Source organism: Pandoraea sp. PE-S2R-1 (assembly GCF_002179865.1).
Lineage (GTDB): Bacteria > Pseudomonadota > Gammaproteobacteria > Burkholderiales > Burkholderiaceae > Pandoraea.
In genome coordinates, this window is record NZ_NGUR01000008.1 from 33330 (window position 1) to 52808 (window position 19479).

At 64.4% G+C, this 19479-nt stretch carries 18 protein-coding genes; 16 read left to right on the forward strand and 2 right to left on the reverse strand.

Features of this window, described 5'->3' with window-relative positions:
• The first annotated feature begins 14 nt into the window (after positions 1–14).
• The 10 genes from CDV44_RS06760 (at position 15) to CDV44_RS06805 (ending at position 11729) form a co-directional block, all read left to right on the forward strand.
• A complete protein-coding gene (locus CDV44_RS06760) occupies positions 15–656 on the forward strand; it encodes a chemotaxis protein CheX (RefSeq protein ID WP_087687321.1) in 642 nt (213 codons plus the stop codon).
• A 57-nt stretch (positions 657–713) separates the two neighbouring features.
• On the forward strand, positions 714–1079 hold the full coding sequence (locus CDV44_RS06765) for a response regulator (RefSeq protein WP_058375623.1): 366 nt from the start codon (positions 714–716) through the stop codon (positions 1077–1079).
• A 163-nt stretch (positions 1080–1242) separates the two neighbouring features.
• On the forward strand, positions 1243–1821 hold the full coding sequence (locus CDV44_RS06770; RefSeq protein ID WP_249277431.1) for a MarR family winged helix-turn-helix transcriptional regulator: 579 nt from the start codon (positions 1243–1245) through the stop codon (positions 1819–1821).
• Between the two features lie 332 nt (positions 1822–2153).
• Entirely contained in the window at positions 2154–3410 is a 1257-nt protein-coding gene (gene mhpT / locus CDV44_RS06775; protein ID WP_087687323.1) for a 3-(3-hydroxy-phenyl)propionate transporter MhpT, read from the forward strand.
• Positions 3411–3445: 35 nt separating this feature from the next.
• Positions 3446–4582 (forward strand): porin, encoded by a 1137-nt coding sequence (locus CDV44_RS06780; RefSeq protein WP_087687325.1) that lies wholly within the window; start codon positions 3446–3448, stop codon positions 4580–4582.
• 162 nt (positions 4583–4744) lie between these two features.
• Positions 4745–5575, forward strand: a complete 831-nt coding sequence (locus tag CDV44_RS06785) for a p-hydroxycinnamoyl CoA hydratase/lyase (RefSeq protein WP_058375621.1) — start codon at positions 4745–4747, stop codon at positions 5573–5575.
• Between the two features lie 68 nt (positions 5576–5643).
• Positions 5644–7095, forward strand: coding sequence for an aldehyde dehydrogenase (locus CDV44_RS06790; protein ID WP_087687326.1), 1452 nt, complete (start codon positions 5644–5646; stop codon positions 7093–7095).
• An 86-nt stretch (positions 7096–7181) separates the two neighbouring features.
• On the forward strand, positions 7182–9101 hold the full coding sequence (locus CDV44_RS06795; RefSeq protein ID WP_087687328.1) for a feruloyl-CoA synthase: 1920 nt from the start codon (positions 7182–7184) through the stop codon (positions 9099–9101).
• 1 nt (position 9102) lies between these two features.
• Positions 9103–10824 carry an acyl-CoA dehydrogenase family protein gene (locus CDV44_RS06800; protein ID WP_087687330.1) on the forward strand — a complete coding sequence of 574 codons (1722 nt, stop codon included), beginning with the start codon at positions 9103–9105 and terminating at the stop codon, positions 10822–10824.
• Complete coding sequence (locus tag CDV44_RS06805) at positions 10821–11729, forward strand: amidohydrolase family protein (protein WP_087687332.1); 909 nt, start codon at positions 10821–10823, stop codon at positions 11727–11729. Before CDV44_RS06800 ends, CDV44_RS06805 begins: the two co-directional genes overlap by 4 nt.
• 10 nt (positions 11730–11739) lie before the next feature.
• Here the strand turns inward: CDV44_RS06805 and pcaQ are convergent, their stop codons facing one another.
• Positions 11740–12687 carry a pca operon transcription factor PcaQ gene (gene pcaQ, locus CDV44_RS06810; protein WP_087687334.1) on the reverse strand — a complete coding sequence of 316 codons (948 nt, stop codon included), beginning with the start codon at positions 12685–12687 and terminating at the stop codon, positions 11740–11742.
• A gap of 140 nt (positions 12688–12827) precedes the next feature.
• On the opposite strand from pcaQ, the gene pcaH reads away from it, so the two are divergent.
• The 5 genes from pcaH to pcaD all read left to right on the forward strand — a co-directional run bounded on the left by pcaH (position 12828) and on the right by pcaD (position 16863).
• Positions 12828–13538: a protocatechuate 3,4-dioxygenase subunit beta gene (pcaH, locus tag CDV44_RS06815; protein WP_058375615.1), complete on the forward strand. Its 711-nt coding sequence runs from the start codon at positions 12828–12830 to the stop codon at positions 13536–13538.
• Positions 13539–13541: 3 nt separating this feature from the next.
• On the forward strand, positions 13542–14141 hold the full coding sequence (gene pcaG / locus CDV44_RS06820; protein WP_087687335.1) for a protocatechuate 3,4-dioxygenase subunit alpha: 600 nt from the start codon (positions 13542–13544) through the stop codon (positions 14139–14141).
• A gap of 115 nt (positions 14142–14256) precedes the next feature.
• Positions 14257–15633, forward strand: a complete 1377-nt coding sequence (locus CDV44_RS06825) for a 3-carboxy-cis,cis-muconate cycloisomerase (RefSeq protein WP_087687336.1) — start codon at positions 14257–14259, stop codon at positions 15631–15633.
• Entirely contained in the window at positions 15630–16055 is a 426-nt protein-coding gene (gene pcaC / locus CDV44_RS06830) for a 4-carboxymuconolactone decarboxylase (RefSeq protein ID WP_087687337.1), read from the forward strand. The genes CDV44_RS06825 and pcaC overlap by 4 nt, the downstream gene beginning before the upstream one ends.
• A 13-nt stretch (positions 16056–16068) precedes the next feature.
• The gene (gene pcaD / locus CDV44_RS06835) at positions 16069–16863 is read left to right on the forward strand and encodes a 3-oxoadipate enol-lactonase (RefSeq protein ID WP_087687338.1); all 795 of its coding nucleotides are present in this window, start codon (positions 16069–16071) and stop codon (positions 16861–16863) included.
• A 14-nt stretch (positions 16864–16877) separates the two neighbouring features.
• On the opposite strand, the gene CDV44_RS06840 is transcribed toward pcaD, so the two are convergent.
• Positions 16878–17837 carry a helix-turn-helix domain-containing protein gene (locus tag CDV44_RS06840; protein ID WP_170935879.1) on the reverse strand — a complete coding sequence of 320 codons (960 nt, stop codon included), beginning with the start codon at positions 17835–17837 and terminating at the stop codon, positions 16878–16880.
• A 253-nt stretch (positions 17838–18090) separates the two neighbouring features.
• On the opposite strand from CDV44_RS06840, the gene CDV44_RS06845 reads away from it, so the two are divergent.
• Entirely contained in the window at positions 18091–19269 is a 1179-nt protein-coding gene (locus CDV44_RS06845; protein ID WP_087687340.1) for a 4-hydroxybenzoate 3-monooxygenase, read from the forward strand.
• Positions 19270–19479 lie beyond the last annotated feature (210 nt).

A 19479-nucleotide genomic window follows, 5' to 3' on the forward strand; every position in this document is an offset into this window, starting at 1 on the left:
AGGAACCCAATACGATGACCCGAACCACCCCCCGCGAGTCGGTCAACCACTTCCTGATCCTCGACGACAACGTCGAACACGAATATCCCGAAGCGCTGGTGCGCGGGATGATCGATATCACCGATGGCGCCATTCGCGGCCTGTTCGGCGATGTCACCGTAACCTGCGAGTCGCCGAGCGTGGTGCGCGATCGCATCATCTTCGGCGAAGTCTTCAGCCTGATTCCGCTGGAGAGCGCCTGGTGCCGTGGCTACATGATGATGCAGGCCGAGCAGGTGCCGTTCATGCAGTTGCTCGAACACACGGGCCGCTGCGAAGGGCAGGCCGGGTTTCGCGAACTCAACGGCATGCTGGGCGAGATGACCAATCTCATCTGGGGCGCGTTCAAGAGCCGCTTCATGGGCGACCCGGCGGCCGTGGACCACACGCAGGTGCAGGTGCCGCTGCTGATCAACCACAAGCAGAAGTACATCTCGTTCGGCACCGATAACCCGCAACTGTGCTTCGTCTATCAGCTGACGGACCCGGTGAGCGGTCAGATCGTCACGCTGCATCAACACTTTGTCTTCAGCCTGAACTGGTCGCCCGAAGCGTTTCGCGAAGCGGCCCAGACCGTGGCTGAACCGGTCGAGACCGGCGCGCTGGAAATGTTCTGAGCCACGGGCTCACCCATTCACACTCATATTCACTTACCTATTCTCAAGGACAACACCATGTCGAAGATTCTCGTGGTCGACGATTCGAGCACTGTGCGCGACGAAGTCGCGGGTTTCCTGCGCAAGAACGGCCTGGATGTCGACACGGCCGTCGACGGCAAGGACGGCCTCGCGAAGATCAAGGCCAGCCCGGGCGTGAAGCTCGTCATCAGCGACGTGAACATGCCGAACATGGACGGCCTGACGATGGTCGAGAAGATTCGCGGCGAACTCGCCAACAGCTCGGTCAACGTGGTGATGCTCACCACCGAGAGCAGCCCGGCAATGAAAGAGCGCGGCAAGGCCGCCGGCGTGCGCGGCTGGATCGTCAAGCCGTTCAAGGGCGACGCCGTGCTGGAGACGTTCCGCAAGCTGGCGAGCTGAGCGAAGCGATTCCGCCGAAAACGAAGGCGGCTTCGCAGCGTGATTTCGCGGCGCTCATCGGTACGATGATTCGGGCGGAAGACCGTCGCCACCGCGTGGCGTCGGCGTTACACTGCTGTCTTTCCCGTATCGCGCGAGAGTCCTCGCATTCTCGCTATTCACCATGAGCGTCGTTTCCCCGAAAAAAAAGCCGGCCGCTGCGGCCGCTGCGTCCGGTTTGGCTGATCTGGCCGAGACGGCCGCGCCGGCGTCCGGTGGCGCCGGTGCCGAAGTGACGCCCGAGACGGCCAATACTGCCAATGCTGCCGATGGCCGTCCGCGCCGTTCGAAGCTGCGCCTGACGTACGTCATCGCCAGCCTCGATCGTCTGCTGCGTCGCCACATGTCCGAGGCGCTCGCACCGCTGGGTCTCACCCTCGCACAGTTCACCGCGCTGTCGGTGCTCGACGCGCGCGGCAAACTCTCCAACGCGCAACTCGCGCAACGCTCGTTCATCACGCCGCAATCGGCCAATGAGGTCGTGGGCGTCATGGCGTCGCGCCAGTGGATCACGCGCGAACCCGACCCGAACCATGGCCGCATCGTGCTCCTGCAACTGACCGACGAAGGCCGCCGGGTGCTCGCGCAATGCGAAGCGGTGGCCAAGGAGATCGACGCCCGCATGCGCACGGACGTCAGTCGCGAAGACGCCGCCGCCGTGCAACGCCATCTGGAAATGTTCGTGCGCAATCTGCGCGACTAAGCCCTCGTCATCCACGTTGTGTCCTGACGGTTCTCCTGAGCCGTCTCCCGGCTCCCGACTTTCAGTCGTTTTTGCGCCTGCCCTGGCACGCCGCCGTTGGCGTGCGCTTCGGGTTTGTCCCGACCCGCTGAGCGCTTGTATTGTCAGGTAGCTTGATATTAAATGGAGTCCGCTGCGGCACCGTCACGCCCTTTGCACTTGCGTCCTTAATATCAGGTTTCCTGATTAAATGATGTGTGGCGGCGACCAATCTCGCAGGTAACTACATCGGGCGCCACGTGTCACGGGTTGGCAGGCGGTAGCCGGAGTCCATGAAGATCACAGGAGACACTATGGAATCGACTCGGGAGCGTGGAGCGCAGGCGATATTGCCTGCGAGTGAGCGCACGGGCAGCACCGCTAACACGGTGGTGCTCACGCTGGGCTTGTGCTTTGCGGTCGCACTGCTCGAAGGGCTTGACCTCCAATCGGTCGGGGTGGCCGCACGGGGCATGGCCAAGGAGTTCGGGCTGAGTGTCGCGCAGATGGGCATTGCCTTCTCGGCAGGTACATTCGGGCTGTTGCCCGGCGCCATGGTCGGCGGCCGGCTGGCTGACAGCATCGGCCGCAAGCGCGTGTTGATGCTCTCGGCAGCGCTGTTCGGGGTGTTGTCGATTGCCACCGCGTTCGTGTCCGACTTCTGGATGCTGGTGATCGTGCGTGTGCTCACGGGTATCGGCCTCGGCGGTGCCATGCCGAACCTGATCGCACTCTCCTCCGAAGCCGTCGCGCCGCGTCTGCGCGGCACGGCGGTGAGCATCATGTACTGCGGCATTCCGTTGGGCGGTGGCATTGCCGCCACCATCGGCATGCTCGCCGTGAGCGATGCCGACTGGCGCCACATCTTCTACGTCGGTGGTGTCGGGCCGTTGTTGCTGTTGCCGCTGCTTGCCGCGTTCCTGCCCGAGTCGAAGGCATTCGCCGCGGCCACGTCGCAAGGTCAGCGCACTACGCCTGCACCGTTCATGTCGGTGCTGTTCTCCGAGGGGCGTGGCGTGTCGACGGTGCAGTTGTGGCTGAGCTACTTCTGCACGCTCATCGTGCTGTACTTCCTGCTCAACTGGCTGCCGTCGCTCATGGGCTCGCGTGGTCTCGCCCGCGGTGAAATCGGCTGGGTGCAGATTCTCTTCAACGTCGGCAGCGCCGTCGGGGTGCTGTGCCTTGGCCTGCTGATGGACCGCGTGCGCATGTCGGTCGTCATCGGTGGCATGTATCTCGGCATGATTGCCTCGCTGATCGGGTTGGCGGCGGCGCAAGGCTTCGCCGTACTGGCGACAGCGGCCTTCTTCGCCGGCATGTTCATCATCGGCGGCCAGTCGGTGCTGTATGCACTGGCGGCGGCTTACTACCCGACTGCCATGCGCGGCACCGGTGTGGGCGCGGCGGTGGCGATCGGGCGTATCGGCTCGGTGGTCGGACCGCTCGCCGCAGGCATGTTGCTCGCCGTGGGTAGCAGCGCTGCCGTGGTGATCGGTGCCAGCGTGCCGGTCGTCATCGTCGCAGCGCTCGCGGCACTCACGCTTATCCGTCGTCCCCGCGCAGCCGACTGATCACCTAAAAAATATCGATAGCAATGGAGACTCGCATGGCACTTTCCGCACGCTCGCTGGGCATTCTGTCTGCCGCTGCCGCGCTCGTGGCACCCGGCTTGGCCGCCGCACAATCGAATGTCACGATGTACGGCATCGTCGACACCGGTATCGAATACGTCTCGCACGCGAGCGCCAACGGCGCCGTGTGGCGCATGCCGGGGGTGACGGGCGAGTTGCCCTCGCGCTGGGGTCTGCGCGGTTCGGAAGATCTTGGCGGCGGTCTGTCGGCGATCTTCCAACTGGAGAGCGGCTTCAACCTGCGTGGCGGCGATCTGGGGCAGGGCGGCCGCCTGTTCGGCCGTCAGGCATTCGTGGGCGTGAAAAGCCCCTACGGCACGCTGTCCATCGGGCGTCAGTATTCGATGACGTACTACGCGCTGCTCGGCTCCGACGTGCTGGGCCCGGACATCTACGGCATGGGCTCGTTCGACGCCTATATTCCGAACGCCCGTACCGATAACTCGATCGCCTATCAGGTCGGCTGGCAGGGCCTGTCGTTCGGTGTGGCTTATTCGTTCGGACGCGACAGCGGTGGCACCGGCAACTCGCCGGGGCAAGGCACTTGTGCCGGGCAAGTGCCGGGGCAATCGACGCAATGCCGCGACTGGTCGGTCATGCTGAAGTACGACGCGAGCAACTTCGGTGTCGCGGCTTCGTATGAAGAGCAACGCGGCGGCACGAACGCCGCGGCCAACTTCTTCGACGGCCTCGCGCCGACCGCGCTCACCAGCAGCAGCGACAAAGACACGCGCACCACCTTGGGCGCGTACTACAAATACGGTGCATTCAAGGTCGGTGGCGGGTGGCTGGGCCGCAGCGTGACGACCGCATCGGTCAACACGCACTCGAACCTGTTCTATCTCGGCGCGGCGTACAACGTCACGCCTGCATGGCTGGTCGATGGCGAGGTCTATCGCATCGTCAACAGCGACCACGACACGCGCGGCACGATGACCACGCTGCGCGCGACGTATTCGCTCTCGGTGCGCACGGCGGTCTACGCGCAAGGCGCCTACCTGTTCAACAGCGCCAAGGCGGCCTATTCGGTCAGCGGCGGCGGTGGCGGTACGACGCCGCCCGCAGGTGTCGGTCAAACCGGTGTGATGCTCGGCATGCGTCATACGTTCTGAGCCATATGAACTGAACACTCGCGTTGCAAGCTCAGGGTTTCCCCTGAAATCATCGAGCTTGCAATGTAAGGCTACCTGATATTAAATGTGTCCATAGGCAGCACCGTTGCGCCACTCCCGGCGCGCGGCGAGAGAACGCCGGACACTTGGAATTTACGCAAAATGAATGCATACGAAGGACGCTGGAAAACGATCGACGTGAAAGTGGAAGGCGGCATTGGCTGGGTCACCTTCAATCGTCCGGAGAAGCGCAACGCGATGAGCCCGACGCTCAACAGCGAAATGATTCAGGTGCTCGATGCGCTCGAACTCGACGGCGATGCCCGCGTGGTCGTGCTCACCGGTGCGGGCGCAGCGTGGACGGCCGGCATGGACTTGAAGGAGTACTTCCGCGAGATCGACGGCGGCCCGGAAATCGTGCAGGAGCGCATTCGCCGCGACGCCTCCGACTGGCAATGGCGCCGTCTGCGCATGTACGCCAAGCCGACCATCGCGATGGTCAACGGCTGGTGCTTCGGCGGTGGCTTCTCGCCGCTCGTGGCGTGCGATCTGGCCATTGCGGCCGACGATGCCGTGTTCGGTCTGTCGGAAATCAACTGGGGCATTCCGCCGGGCAACCTGGTGAGCAAGGCCATGGCTGACACGGTCGGTCATCGTCGCGCGCTGCACTACATCATGACCGGCGACACCTTCAACGGTGCGCAAGCCGCCGAGATGGGGCTGGTGAACGAGAGCGTGCCGCTCGCCCAACTGCGCGAGGCAACCATCGCGCTGGCGGGCAAGCTGCTGGAGAAGAACCCCGTGGTGCTGCGCGCGGCCAAGCATGGCTTCAAGCGCTCGCGTGAGCTGACGTGGGAGCAGTGCGAAGACTATCTGTACGCCAAGCTCGATCAGGCACAACTGCGCGACCCGGAACATGGCCGCGAGCAGGGCCTGAAGCAGTTCCTCGATGACAAGTCGATCAAGCCGGGCCTGCAAGCCTACAAGCGTTGAGGGCAGTTGGACGGTTGCGCGGTGCGATCTGCCCGCGATGATAAGTGGAAGCGAGAGGAGACAAAGCAATGCATGAAGTCCGGATGCTGATCGGCGGGCAGTGGCGAGACGCACAGAACGGCGCCACGTTCGAGCGCATCGACCCCGTTACCGGCGAAGTCGCCTCGCGCGCCCCGGCCGCGACGTTGGCCGACGCCGACGCAGCGGTGGATGCCGCGCAGGCCGCGTTTCCCGCATGGGCGGCGCTGTCGCCGGGAGCGCGCCGTGCGCGTCTGCTGGCCGCGGCCGAACGCATGGATGCCCGCGCCGCCGAATTCATTGCCGTGGGTGCCGCCGAGACGGGCGCGATGGCGAACTGGTATGGCTTCAACGTGATGCTCGCCGCGAACATGTTGCGCGAAGCCGCTGCGATGACCACGCAGATCGACGGCAGCGTGATTCCGAGCGATGTGCCCGGCAGTCTCGCGCTCGCGGTGCGCTCGCCGGTCGGTGTGGTGCTGGGCATCGCGCCGTGGAACGCCCCGGTGATTCTCGCCACACGTGCGCTGGCCATGCCGCTCGCCTGCGGCAACACCGTGGTGCTGAAGGCGTCGGAGCAATGCCCGGGCGTTCACGCGCTGATTGGGGCGTGTCTGCACGACGCCGGCCTCGGTGACGGCGTGGTCAATATCGTGACCAATGCACCGGCCGATGCTGGCGAGATCGTCGCGCGGCTGATCGCGCATCCGGCCGTGCGCCGGGTGAACTTTACGGGTTCCACGCATGTGGGACGCATCATCGCGCGCGTGGCCGCCGAGCATCTCAAACCTGCGTTGCTGGAGTTGGGCGGCAAGGCCCCGGTGCTTGTGCTCGACGATGCCGACCTCGATGCCGCCGTGGACGGTATCGCCTTCGGTGCGTTCTTCAACCAAGGGCAAATCTGCATGTCGACGGAGCGCGTGATCGTCGACGCCCGCATTGCCGATGCCTTCGTTGAGAAGCTGACGGCCAAGGCCGCGACGCTTCACGCGGGTTCGCCGACATCGCCCGACAGCGTGCTGGGTGCGATGGTCAGCGCGCAAGCGGCGTCGCGGGTGGCAGCGTTGGTGGAAGACGCCCGCGAACACGGCGCGCGTTTGCCGCTGGGCTGCCGTGTCGAAGGCGCCATCATGCAGGCGACGATTGTCGACGGCGTGACCCCTTCGATGCGGCTCTATCGCGAAGAATCGTTCGGCCCCGTAGTCACGATCCAACGTGTCGACGGTGACGACGAAGCCATCCGTGTGGCTAACGATAGCGAGTTCGGTTTGTCGGCGGCGATCTTCAGCCGCGATGTGTCGCGCGCGTTGCAGTTAGCCAAACGGATCGAGTCGGGGATATGCCACATCAACGGCCCGACGGTTCACGATGAAGCGCAGATGCCGTTCGGTGGTGTGAAGTCGAGCGGCTACGGCCGGTTCGGCAGCAAGGCGTCGATTGGCGAGTTCACCGAACTGCGCTGGATCACCGTGCAGACCACGCCCCGGCATTACCCGATCTGATCGCAGACGGCATCTGCGGCAGGGCGCTTGATTCACAGGGATCGCGCCTCTGTCTGCAAAGCCACTTAGGAAGTGCCCGTCGCGACATGCGCCCGAGAGCGCCGCGCGGCAGGCCGGAAGCAGGAGACAGTGTTTTGAACCAAGGCAACATCCCGGCCGCAGCCGACACTGCTGCGCATCGCTATCGTCACGTCGCCATCGGTAACCCCGGCGTGGAACTGCTGCGCGACGGCGAGTTCTGGTATCTGCGTTCGCGCGAAGCGCTCGGTGAGTTTCCCGAGCGGCTGACCGACCGTCTCGTGAGCGGCGCGGCGCAGCACCCCGAGCGATGGCTCATCGCCCGCCGTGGCGCTGACGGCGAGTGGGTCGGCATCACGTACGCCGAGATGCTGTCGCGGGCGCGGGCCATCGGTCAGGCGCTGCTCGATCGTGGGCTGTCGCAGACGCGCCCGATTGCGATTCTCTCCGGCAACGATCTCGAACATTTTCAACTGGCGCTCGGTGCGATGTTCGCAGGCGTGCCGTTTGCGCCGATTTCGCCCGCGTATTCCATCGTGTCGAGCGATTTCGGCAAGTTGCGCCATACGCTGGGTCTGCTGCAACCGGGGCTTGTCTATGCCACGGATGCCAGCGCCTACGGACGTGCGATGGATGCCGTCCTCGGTGACGATGTGATTCGCGTGACGGGCAATGGCGCGAATGGCACGTTGGCCTTCGACGCATTGCTCGACACCGTGCCGCGCGATATCGATGCGGCGCATGCGAAGGTCGATGGGCAGACCATCGCCAAGATTCTCTTCACCTCCGGCTCGACGCGTCAGCCGAAGGCCGTGCCGACCACGCAGCGCATGCTGTGCAGCAATCAGCAAATGCTGCTGCAAACGTTCCCGACGTTCGGCGAGGCGCCCCCAGTGCTGATCGACTGGTTGCCGTGGAATCACACGTATGGCGGCAGTCACAACGTGGGCATTGCGCTGTACAACGGCGGCACGCTGTATATCGACGACGGCAAACCCGTCGCTGGCAAGTTCGAAGAGACGCTGCGCAATCTTCGCGAGATTTCGCCGACGGTCTATTTCAACGTGCCCAAAGGCTGGGAAGATCTCGCCATCGCGCTGGAGAAAGATGCGGCGTTGCGCGAGCGTTTCTTCTCGAAGGTAAATCTGTATTTCTTTGGCGGTGCCGGGCTGTCACAAGCGGCATGGGATCGGCTGGAGCGTGTGACGGAAACGCACTGCGGCGAGCGCATTCGCATCATGTCCGGTCTGGGCATGACGGAAACGTCGCCGAGTTGCATGTTCACAACCGGGCCGATCATGCGCGCCGGGTATATCGGACTTCCGGCCCCCGGCTGCGAGGTGAAACTCGCGCCTGTCGGCGGCAAGCTCGAAGTGCGCTTTCGCGGCCCGAATGTCATGGGCGGTTACTGGCGTCATGAGGCGACGGATCCGGTCTTTGACGAAGAGGGCTACTACTGCACCGGCGACGCGGCAACCTTCGTGGATATCGCACATCCGGAAATCGGGTTGCAATTCGACGGCCGTATTACCGAAGACTTCAAACTGAGTTCGGGCACGTTCGTGAGTGTCGGGCCGCTGCGCGCACGTGTGATTTCCGAAGGCGCGCCGTACGTGCAGGACGCGGTCGTGACCGGCATCAATCGCGACGACATCGGCCTGCTCGTCTTCCCGCGCGTCGACGATTGCCGACGGCTCAGCGGGCTGCCGGCGAGTGCATCGATGGCCGACGTGGTGGCATCCGCGCCAGTGCGCGAGTTCTTTACCAGCCTGATGCAGCAACTGAACGTGCAGGCAGGCGGTAGCGCGACCTATGTGGCGAGGCTCTGGTTGCTCGACACGCCGCCGTCGCTCGATCGCGGCGAGGTGACCGACAAGGGCTCGATCAATCAGCGCGCGGTGCAGGATCATCGTGCGGCAACCGTCGACGCGTTGCACGCTGCCCAGTCTGGCGACGTGCGCGCCATTTTGGCCCCCGCGAGACGCTGAAATGGTCTATCGGGAAGTGCGTAGTGCGGCGGACGATATTGCGTTCGTGATGACGCGGCTCGGCGTGGGCGATGCGCTCGCGCAATTGGCACCGTTTCGCGAGTTCGACACGGCAACGCTCATGCAGGTGGTCAACGAAGCAGGGCGCTTTGCACGCGACGTGCTGGCGCCGCTCAACGCAGCGGGCGATCGTGACGGCTGCCAGTGGCAAGACGGCGAGGTGCGCACCCCGGCAGGGTTCGCCGAGGCCTATCGCCAGTACCGGGAGGCCGGCTGGCCGTCGCTGCCTTGTGATCCCGACGTGGGCGGGCAGGGTCTGCCCATCGTCGCGCAGGTGGCATTGCAGGAGCTGACCGCCGGGGCGAACCTCGCATGGACGATGTACCCGGGCATTCTGCACGGTGCGTACGAGTGTGTGCACCGCTTCGGCAACGAGGCGTTGCAGGACGCGTGGCTTGCGCCGCTGGTGAGCGGCGAATGGCTGGCGACGATGTGCCTGACCGAGCCGGGCGCGGGCAGCGATCTGGGGCAGATTCGCACCCGTGCTGAGTGGTTTGACGATCAGACGGTACGCGTGACCGGCGAGAAGATATTCATCTCCGGCGGCGATCAGGACTTCACGCCGAACATCGTGCATCTGGTGCTGGCGCGCACGGCCGATGCACCGGCGGGTAGCGCCGGGTTGTCGCTCTTTCTCGTACCGAAGTGGCTGCCCGACGGCGAACGCAATGCCGTGCAGTGCACCGGTATCGAACACAAGATGGGCATTCGCGGCAGCGCCACTTGCTCGATGGCATTCGAGGGCGCGACGGGCTATCTCGTCGGGTCACCGCACGGGGGACTCGAAGCGATGTTCGCGATGATGAATTCGGCGCGGCTGCATGTGGGCGCTTCCGGGCTAGGCCTTGCACAGAGCGCGTTCGAAATGTCTGCGCGACACGCCAGCGAGCGCGTGCAGTCGCGTGTGCCGGGGGCGGCTGCGGGAGCCCCTATCGCGGCGCATCCGGCCGTGTGGCGTTTGCTTGAAGGGCAACGCGTCGCAGTCGAAGGCGCTCGCCTGTTGTTGTATCGCGCAGCACTCGCGATTGACGAAGCGCATCACGCCGAGACGCCTGAAGTACGGCAGCAAGCCAATGCGCTCGCTGCGCTGCTGACGCCGGTCGTCAAGGCGATGCTCACGGAACAGGCGTTCGACGGTGCTAGCGCGGCGTTGCAGGTGTTCGGCGGCTACGGCTATGTGGAAGAAACGGGCATCTCGCAAATCATGCGCGATGCGCGCATCCCGATGATCTACGAAGGCACGAACGAGATTCAGGCCATCGATCTGTTCATGCGCAAGATCGTTCGCGACAACGGCGCGACGCTGGGGCAGTGGCTCGACTGGGCGCGCGCTCAGGTTTGCGAGGTTTCGACCGATAACGCACTCGGCGGCTTCCACGCAGCGCTAGCTTGCTTCGACGAATGGCGGGCACTGATGCCGAATGCGATTTCGCTGGCACAAGCATCGCCCCGTGCGGCGCTATGTGTTGCAGGAGAGGTGATGCGCGTCGTGCACGGCTTGTCGATGGCTGGCCTCTGGGCACAGGCGGCGCTCGCCGATGGCGGCGATGTCCACGGCAAACGCAGCGCAGCGCGCTATTGGCTCAAATTCGAACTCCCCGACACACAGCGGGCGATGGGCATCATCGCGGCGCAGACTGCCGAACCGGAGACCGCAGCATGAATCTCGACACACTCGTCGCTATCGATACGCACGTTCACGCCGAAGTGTCCTGCTGTCAGCCTCCGGATTTGTTCGGCAAAGCATTCGACGACGCGGCGGACAAATATTTCGGCACCGTGCTCAAGCAGAACCGCCGGCCGACGATTCCAGAGACCATCGCGCATTACCGCGAGCGCAATATCGGCTTCGTGATGTTCACGGTCGATTGCGAGGCCAACATCGGCCGGCGGCGTATTCCGAACGAGGAAATCGCGGGCTATGCGCAAGAGAACGCCGACATCATGATCGCGTTCGCGAGCATCGACCCGCACAAGGGACGCATGGGCGTGCGCGAAGCGCGCCGTCTGGTCGAAGAGTTTGGTGTGCGCGGGTTCAAGTTCCACCCGACGATGCAGGGTTTCTTCGCCAACGACCGGATGGCGTATCCGATGTACGAGCTGATCGCGGAGTACCAACTGACTGCCGTGTTTCACAGCGGTCATTCGGGCATCGGTTCGGGCATGCCCGGCGGCGGCGGGCTTCGGCTCAAGTACTCGGAGCCAATTCATCTCGACGACGTGGCGACCGATTTTCCCGAAATGAACATCGTGATTGCGCACCCCTCGTGGCCGTGGCAATCGCAGGCGCTCTCGATCGCGCTGCACAAGCCGAACGTGTATATCGACTTGTCGGGCTGGTCGCCGAAGTACTTCTCGCCGGAACTGGTGCAGTACGCGAACTCTCTGCTGCGCGAAAAGATGCTGTTCGGCTCGGACTTTCCGTTGATTGCCCCGGACCGCTGGCTGCGCGACTTCGAGACGGCGGGCTTTCGCGATGAAGTCAAACCACTGGTGCTCAAGGAGAACGCCGTGCGCATGCTGGGGCTGGGTGCCAGTGCGGACACATCGCCCGCAGTGGTGGTGTGAACCCCGGCGCTCAACGAAGCCCGGGCACGCCGTAACGCACGCGCGCAGCTTCGCGCATGGCGCTGATGAGCGTCTGCTCGGGCGGCGTGGGCATGGTGTCGTTGCGCCAGAGAATGCCGATGGATTCCTCGGTGCCTTTGGTGGCGAAGGGCAGGGCGCACAGCACACCGTCGGCCAAATCGTCCTGCACGGTGATTTCCGAGGCGATCCAGACCACGTCGTCGCGCAGTGTCATGGCGCGGGCGAGCGACATGGAGAGCAGTTCCGAATAGTCGTCCAGCGCGCCGACGCCATGGGCGCGCAGGAAACTGTCGGCGGTATGGCGCAGGATCGTGCCGTGGGGCGGCAGCACGACGTGGTAGCGGGCGATATCGGCAATCGACACAGTGCGCTGCTTCACCTGCGGATGATCGGGGCGCACTACGATGCACAGCGGGGTGGCATAGAGATGTTCGAACGTGAGGCCGGTCATGCCTTCCGGCCCGGACAGACGCCCCAACGCGAGCGCCACCTGTCCCGATTTCAACTGCGTGAGCAACTGCTGATTGGCGCCGGTGTGGACCTGAACGACGATGCCCGGCCATTCCCGCCGGAAGGTTTCGAGCACGGCGGGCATCATCGCCGCCGCCAGCGTGGGCAGTACGGCGATCTCGATCACACCGCCGGTCTGACCGACGGCGCGTGAGAGGACATCGATGCCCTGCCGCAGCGCGCTGACGCTGGCGCCCGCATGGCGCAGGAAGAGTTCGGCCTGCGCAGTCGGGCGCGCGCCATTACGGCCACGGTCGAACAGGCGCACGCCGAGCAGCGCTTCAAGCTCGGCAATGGTCTTGCTCACCGCCGGCTGGGTGATGGACAGCGCTTCGGCTGCCCGTTGCAGGCTGCCGTGCTGTGCGACCGCCAGCAGGCATTGCAAATGGCGCAGCTTGATACGCCCGTCGAGTAAGTGTCTTTCCATGCCGAAAAGTTATGAAAAGCCTAAGAAAATGTCAATAAATATATCCGTTGATTATGGATATAGTGTTGCAAACGAACTAAACACACTGGAAGGATTTGTTCATCCTAGCCAGGCCCGTCAACACAAAATGGAGTGAGACCATGTCGAAGTCGACAACCGTCCTGCGCCCGCGCGATTGGGACTCCCATCCCAAACTCATCGACAGCGGGTACAAGTCCACCGCGCTGCGAGGCCCCAAGGAACTGCTGGTTCCGGTCAAACAGAATCTCGCAGACCTGCGCTCGCCGGTCTACGGCAACGGCATCATCGGGGCGCTGGACAGCGACCTGACGCGCAATGCCGTGCGCAACGGCGAACCGCTTGGCGAGCGCATCATCGTCACCGGCCGCGTGCTCGACGAAGGCGGCCGTCCGGTACCCAATACCCTCGTTGAACTGTGGCAGGCGAACGCCTGCGGCCGTTACGTGCACAAGGTCGATCAGCACGACGCCCCGCTCGATCCGAACTTCCTCGGTGCCGGCCGCGCGATGACCGATGCCGAAGGGCGTTACAAGTTTCTGACGATCAAGCCGGGTGCGTACCCGTGGAAGAACCACCACAACGCGTGGCGTCCGCAGCATTTGCACTTCTCGGTGTTCGGCCAGTACTTCGCGACCCGGCTCGTGACGCAGATGTACTTCCCGGGCGACCCGCTGCTCGCCTACGACCCGATTTTCGAGGCCACGCCGGCGCATGCCCGCAACCGCCTGATCGCGCGTTTCTCGATGGACATCACCGAGCCCGACTACGCGCTGGGTTACGAATTCGACATCGTGCTGCGCGGTGCCGACCAAACGCCGATGGAGTCCTGAGCCATGTCCGACTACAAGCAAACGCCGTCGCAGACCGTCGGCCCGTACTTCGCTTATGGCCTCTCGCCCGAGCAGTACCTGTACGACTTCAAGAGCGCCTTCACGCCGGTGGCCGCCACCGACCGTGCGAAGGGCGAAGCCATCCGCGTGATCGGTCAGGTGATCGACGGTGCCGGTAACCCGATCAACGACGCGCTCATCGAGATCGTGCAGGCCGACGCCGACGGGCGGTATGTCGAGACGGCCGACGACATCGAGCGCACCGGCTTTGCGGGTGCCGCGCGTTGCGGCACGGGCACCGACGCCGAGAACCGTTTCGTGATCGAGACGATCAAGCCGGGCTCGACCGGGCAGGGCGAGGCACCGCGCATCGACGTGGTGCTGACGATGCGGGGCTTGCTGAATCATCTGTTTACGCGTATCTATTTCGACGATGAGGCAACTGCCAACGCGGCAGACCCCGTGCTGCAACAGGTACCGGCCGAGCGGCGCCACACGCTGGTGGCGCGCCGCGAGGTGATCGGCGGGCGTGTGACGTACCGTTTCGATATCCGTATGCAGAGCCACGGCGGCAATGCGGAGACGGTCTTCCTCGACCTCTGACGTCGGTTGAAGTCTTTCTGACATTGGCGCGGCCTCGGGCCACCGGCATGAAAGTGCTGGCGGCCCGTGGCCGTCTCTGCATTTTTGCAATGCAACAACCACCATCGACTCTCCGATGACGGAACTGCTTGACTCATTGCTGCGCGGCGCTGCCGTGTCGGCGCGCTTCTCGCGCGACGCCACGCTTCAGGGCATGCTCGACTTCGAAGTGGCGCTCGCGCGCGCCGAAGCCGATACCGGCCTCATCCCGGCGTCCGCCGTCGCCCCCATTACTGCCTCGGCCCACGCGGCCGATCTCGATTGGCCGGCGCTGCGCGACGCCGCCGCGTGCGCGGGCAATCTCGCCATTCCCCTGGTCAAGCAACTGACCGCGCGCGTGAAAGCGCTCGACCCCGAAGCGGCCCGCTTCGTGCACTGGGGCGCGACCAGTCAGGATGCGATCGATACCGGTCTCGTGCTGCAAGTGCGTGGCGCACTCGACGATCTCGGCGCGGACCTCGACGGTCTGATCGCACAGTTCGCCGATCAGGTGCGCGCACATCGCGCGACGCTGATGATTGGCCGCACGTGGTTGCAACACGCGTTGCCCATCACCTTCGGCCTGAAGCTGGCCGGCACGCTCGACGCGCTGTTGCGCGCGCGCACGGATCTGCTCGCGTTGCGGGCGCAAGTGCTGTGCGTGCAGTTTGGTGGCGCGGCAGGCACGCTCGCGTCGCTGGGCACGCAAGGCCCGGCGGTGAGCGCAGCACTGGCGAAACATCTCGGTTTGTCCGACGCCGCGACGCCGTGGCACGGCCAGCGCGATCGCATCGTGCGCGTGGGCAGTTGGGCGGCATCGCTCACGGGCCTGCTCGGCAAGTTCGCGCGCGATACGGCCATGCTCACGCAAACGGAAGTGGGCGAGATCGGCGAGGCATCCGGTCCGGGCCGGGGCGGCTCGTCGACCATGCCGCACAAACGCAACCCGGTCGGATGTGCGGCCATTCTTGCCGCCGCAGCACGCACGCCGCAACTCGTCGCGACGTTGTTCGGCGCGATGCAGCAGGACCACGAGCGCGGGCTGGGCACGTGGCACGCCGAGTGGGAAACGTTGCCCGAACTGCTCATGTTGTGCGGCGGCGCGCTGGCCACCTCGCGCACGCTGATCGACGGATGGACCGTGGACGGTGCGCGCATGCGCGCCAATGTCGATCTCACGCATGGCCTGATCATGGCGGAAGCGGTCACGATGGCGCTCGGCGAATCGATGGGGCGGTTAGAGGCGCATCGCCGCATCGAAGCCCGCTGCCGCGACGCCGTGGCCCAACAGCGCGATCTGCTCGACGTGCTGCGCGAAGACGACGAGATCACGCGCGTTCTCTCCGACGACGCCCTCGTGCGTCTGACGGACCCTCAACACTATCTGGGCGCTGCCGAGACGTTCGTGAGCCGCGTATTGGCGCTCGCTGACGCGGCGGCCCCTGACTCTCTTCAAGGCGGGACATCTCAATGAACGATCAGGAACGCTACGACAACGGCATGCAGGTGCGTCGCGCCGTCCTTGGCGACGCGCACGTCGACCGCACGCTTACGCGTCGCAACGAATTCAACGACGAGTTTCAGAACTTCATCACGCGCTTCGCATGGGGCGATATCTGGACGCGTCCGGGGCTGACGCGCCATATGCGCAGCATGATCACGCTCTCGCTGCTCATCGCGCTCAATCGCGGCGATGAGTTCCGCATGCACGTGCGCGCCGCGTTCAACAACGGTGTGACCCGCGACGAGATGAAAGAGCTGTTCATGCACGCCGCGCTGTATTGCGGCTTGCCCGCGGCGAATCAGGCCATTCACGATGCCGAGAAGGTGTTCGCGGAAATGGAAGCGGCCGAGCCGGGTTCGACCACGCGTGCGCGTGATGACGCACAAGGTTGAGGAGACGATTCGAATGACCGTAGAACGTCTGATCGACGTGGGTGACGCCACGCTGCGTGTGGCGATCGATGGGGCCGACCACGCCCCCGCACTGGTGCTGTCCAATTCGCTGGGCACCACGCTGGAGATGTGGGCGCCGCAGGTGAGCGAGCTCGCACGAGACTTCCGTGTGATTCGCTACGACACGCGCGGACACGGTGGCTCGTCGGTGACGCCGGGGCCGTACAACATCGCGCAACTCGGGCGCGACGTGGTGGCACTGCTCGATGCCCTCGGCGTTGCCCGTGCCAGTCTGGCAGGGGTGTCGATGGGCGGCATGACCGGCATGTGGCTGGGCATTCATGCGCCGGAGCGTCTTGAGCGTCTGGCGATTGTCTGCTCGTCGGCGCACATCGGCGGCGAGGATGGCTGGAACGGCCGTATCCGTACCGTGCTTGCTGACGGCATGGGCGCCGTGACCGATGCCGTCGTGTCGCGCTGGTTCACGCCGTCGTATCCGCAGCGTGAGCCCGCCACCGTGGACGGCATGAAGGCCATGTTCCGTTCGCTCTCGCCGGAAGGCTACGCGGCGGCCTGCGGTGCGGTGCGCGATATGAATCAGCTCGATGAGATTGCCGCCATCAAGGCGCCGACACTGGTGATTACCGGGTCGGAAGATATGGCGACGCCGCCGGCGATGTCGACAGCCATCGTCGAGCGCATTGCCGGCGCGCAGCAGGTGGTGGTGCCGGGCGCGCATCTGTCGAACATCGAATGCGCATCGGCGGTCACGACCGCGCTGTCGTCGTTCCTGCGCGGGGCGGCTTAAGTCTAGTCCTGCACCTAGTCCTGCGTTTCATCCGACATCTCGGCCGGCACGTCGTCGCCGAGATGTTCATGCTGGGCCGAGCGCCGGAATGCCGAGGGCGTGACGCCCACGTGCCGCTTGAACACCCGGCAGAAGTACGCCGGGTCCTGAAAGCCAAGTTCGTAGGCGACGTGCGAGACCGGTGCGGGAATATAGATGAGCTTGCGGCGGGCTTCGAGCATGAGCCGGTCCTGCACCAAATCGAAGGCCGATTTGCCCGCGATGCGCCGGCACAGCCGGTTGAGCTTGCTCTCCGTCACATGCAGCCGCTCAGCGTACGCAGGCACGCTCCACGCCTCGGTGTAGTGCGTTTCCACCAGTGCGCGAAATCGTGCAAACAAATCGAGTTCGGTCCGCCCTGTGCGCGTGGCCGAATCGTGATGCGCGCGCAGTCGCGTGAGCAGCAGCAGAACGCTGCGCGTGAGCCAGCCGACCATCTCCGCGTGTCCGAGTTGCGGGCGCGAAAACTCGTCCATGATCAGGCCCAGCAGGGTATAGAGACGGTCGCGTGTTTGCGGCGCGTCAGCCAGCGCGAAGAGCCACGGCTTTCGCAGCAGCGATTCGACATCGGCATCGACCCCGAACGCGGCGTCGAACGGCACGCTCTGTGCCATCGTCAACACAAAGCCGTGCGCGCCGCGGCTGAAGCGGAAGTTATGCACGGCCGACGGATGCACGGTGATCACCGCCGGGCCTTCGACTTCCCACGTCTCGTCGTCGACATTCGCCTCGACGGTGCCCTCGAAGATCGCGAGTACCTGAAACAGTCCCAGATGGCGATGCGTGTCGATGTGCCAGTCGTACAGACGGCTGCGCGTTTCAATCCACTCGATATGGACGAAATCGGCGCTGTCGGTCTCGTGCAATTCACCGTAAAGCGAAAACTCCGGAATCGTGTCGCGCGCCGCGCGCAGTCGGGATGACGAGCCTGACATACTGGTTTTCCCTTGGGCGAAGTTGTCGGAAAAGTACAAGAAAGTCGTCGATTCATCCATTCAATGCGACGCGCGCGGTCCATAAGATATGACGCATTCGCCCCTCATGACAAGGCGTGCGCGCGTGTTTCGACATGCTCGTTTACGCGCAGTCCTAAGTTGGTGCAATGCGTGAAGCGCAGTCAAGAAATACAACATTCGCGCATGCCGTTTGTGTCTCGAGAGGGCGACGCAAATTTAAGGAGACAACCTCATGCGTACCCATTACCCCGTCGTCATCGTCGGTGCCGGTCCTGCCGGCCTGCTGCTTTCTCATCTGCTGCACTTGCAGGGCATCGAATCGATCGTGCTCGAATCGCGCTCGCGCGAAGCCGTCGAGTCGACCATTCGCGCCGGTGTGCTGGAGCAGGGCACGATGGACATTCTCAACGAGACGGGCGTGGGCGAGCGCATGCGCCGCGAAGGGGCGGTACACCACGGGATCGAGCTGGCGTTTGGCGGCGCTCGCCATCGCATTGCACTGACCGAACTGACCGGGCGTGCCATCACGGTCTACGCGCAGCACGAGGTCATCAAGGACCTGATCGCGGCCCGCGAGGCGGCGCAGGGCGAGATTCTGTTCGAGGTGTCCGACGTCTCGGTGCACGACGTCGACAGCACGCAACCGAGCGTGCAGTTCACGGTGGGCGGACAGACGCGCCGCCTCAACTGCGATTTCATCGCGGGTTGCGACGGGTTCCACGGCGTGTGCCGTGCAGCGGTGCCGTCGGACGTGCGCAACGAATATCAGCGCGTGTATCCGTTCGGCTGGTTCGGCGTGCTGGTGGAGGCACCGCCGTCATCCGACGAACTGATCTACGCCGCGCACGAACGTGGCTTCGCCCTCATCAGCACGCGCTCGCCGATGGTGCAGCGCATGTACTTCCAGTGCGACCCGGCCGAGCGTGCCGAGACGTGGAGCGACGAGCGCATCTGGCACGAACTGCACACGCGCACCGAGAGCGACGATGGCTGGCGACTCAAGGAAGGGCGCATCTTCCAGAAGGGCGTCATCGCCATGCGCAGTTTCGTGGCAACGCCGATGCAACACGGCCGACTCTTTCTCGCAGGGGATGCCGCGCACATCGTGCCGCCCACGGGCGCCAAGGGGATGAATCTGGCCGTCGCCGACGTGTGGCGTCTGGCCCGTGCGCTCGACGACTTCTTCCATCGCGATACGGAAGGCGCGCTCAAGGGGTATTCCGAGGCGGCGCTCAAGCGGATCTGGCGTGCCGAGCACTTCTCGTACTGGATGACGCGCATGCTGCACCGTCTGGACGACGCGTCGCCGTTCGAGCAAAAGATGCAACGCGCCGAGCTGGAGTACGTGGTGAGCTCGCGTGCGGCGTCGATGACGCTGGCGGAAAACTACGTCGGGCTGCCGTTGGCCTGACGGCCCTATGAGGGCTTGATGACTGGCCGTGCTATAAGGTTCTCGCACCCCGGCGGCACCTGCCGGGGGCATAACCGCCCGTTATGGATGATCTGACGAAAGATCATTTCGAGAGGCGGGCGAAACACGTACAGTAGCGGCAGAAATCGGGACCCCCCCCGCGCCCCCTCAGAGGGACGTAACCCGGTTTCAGAACGACGACATACGGAG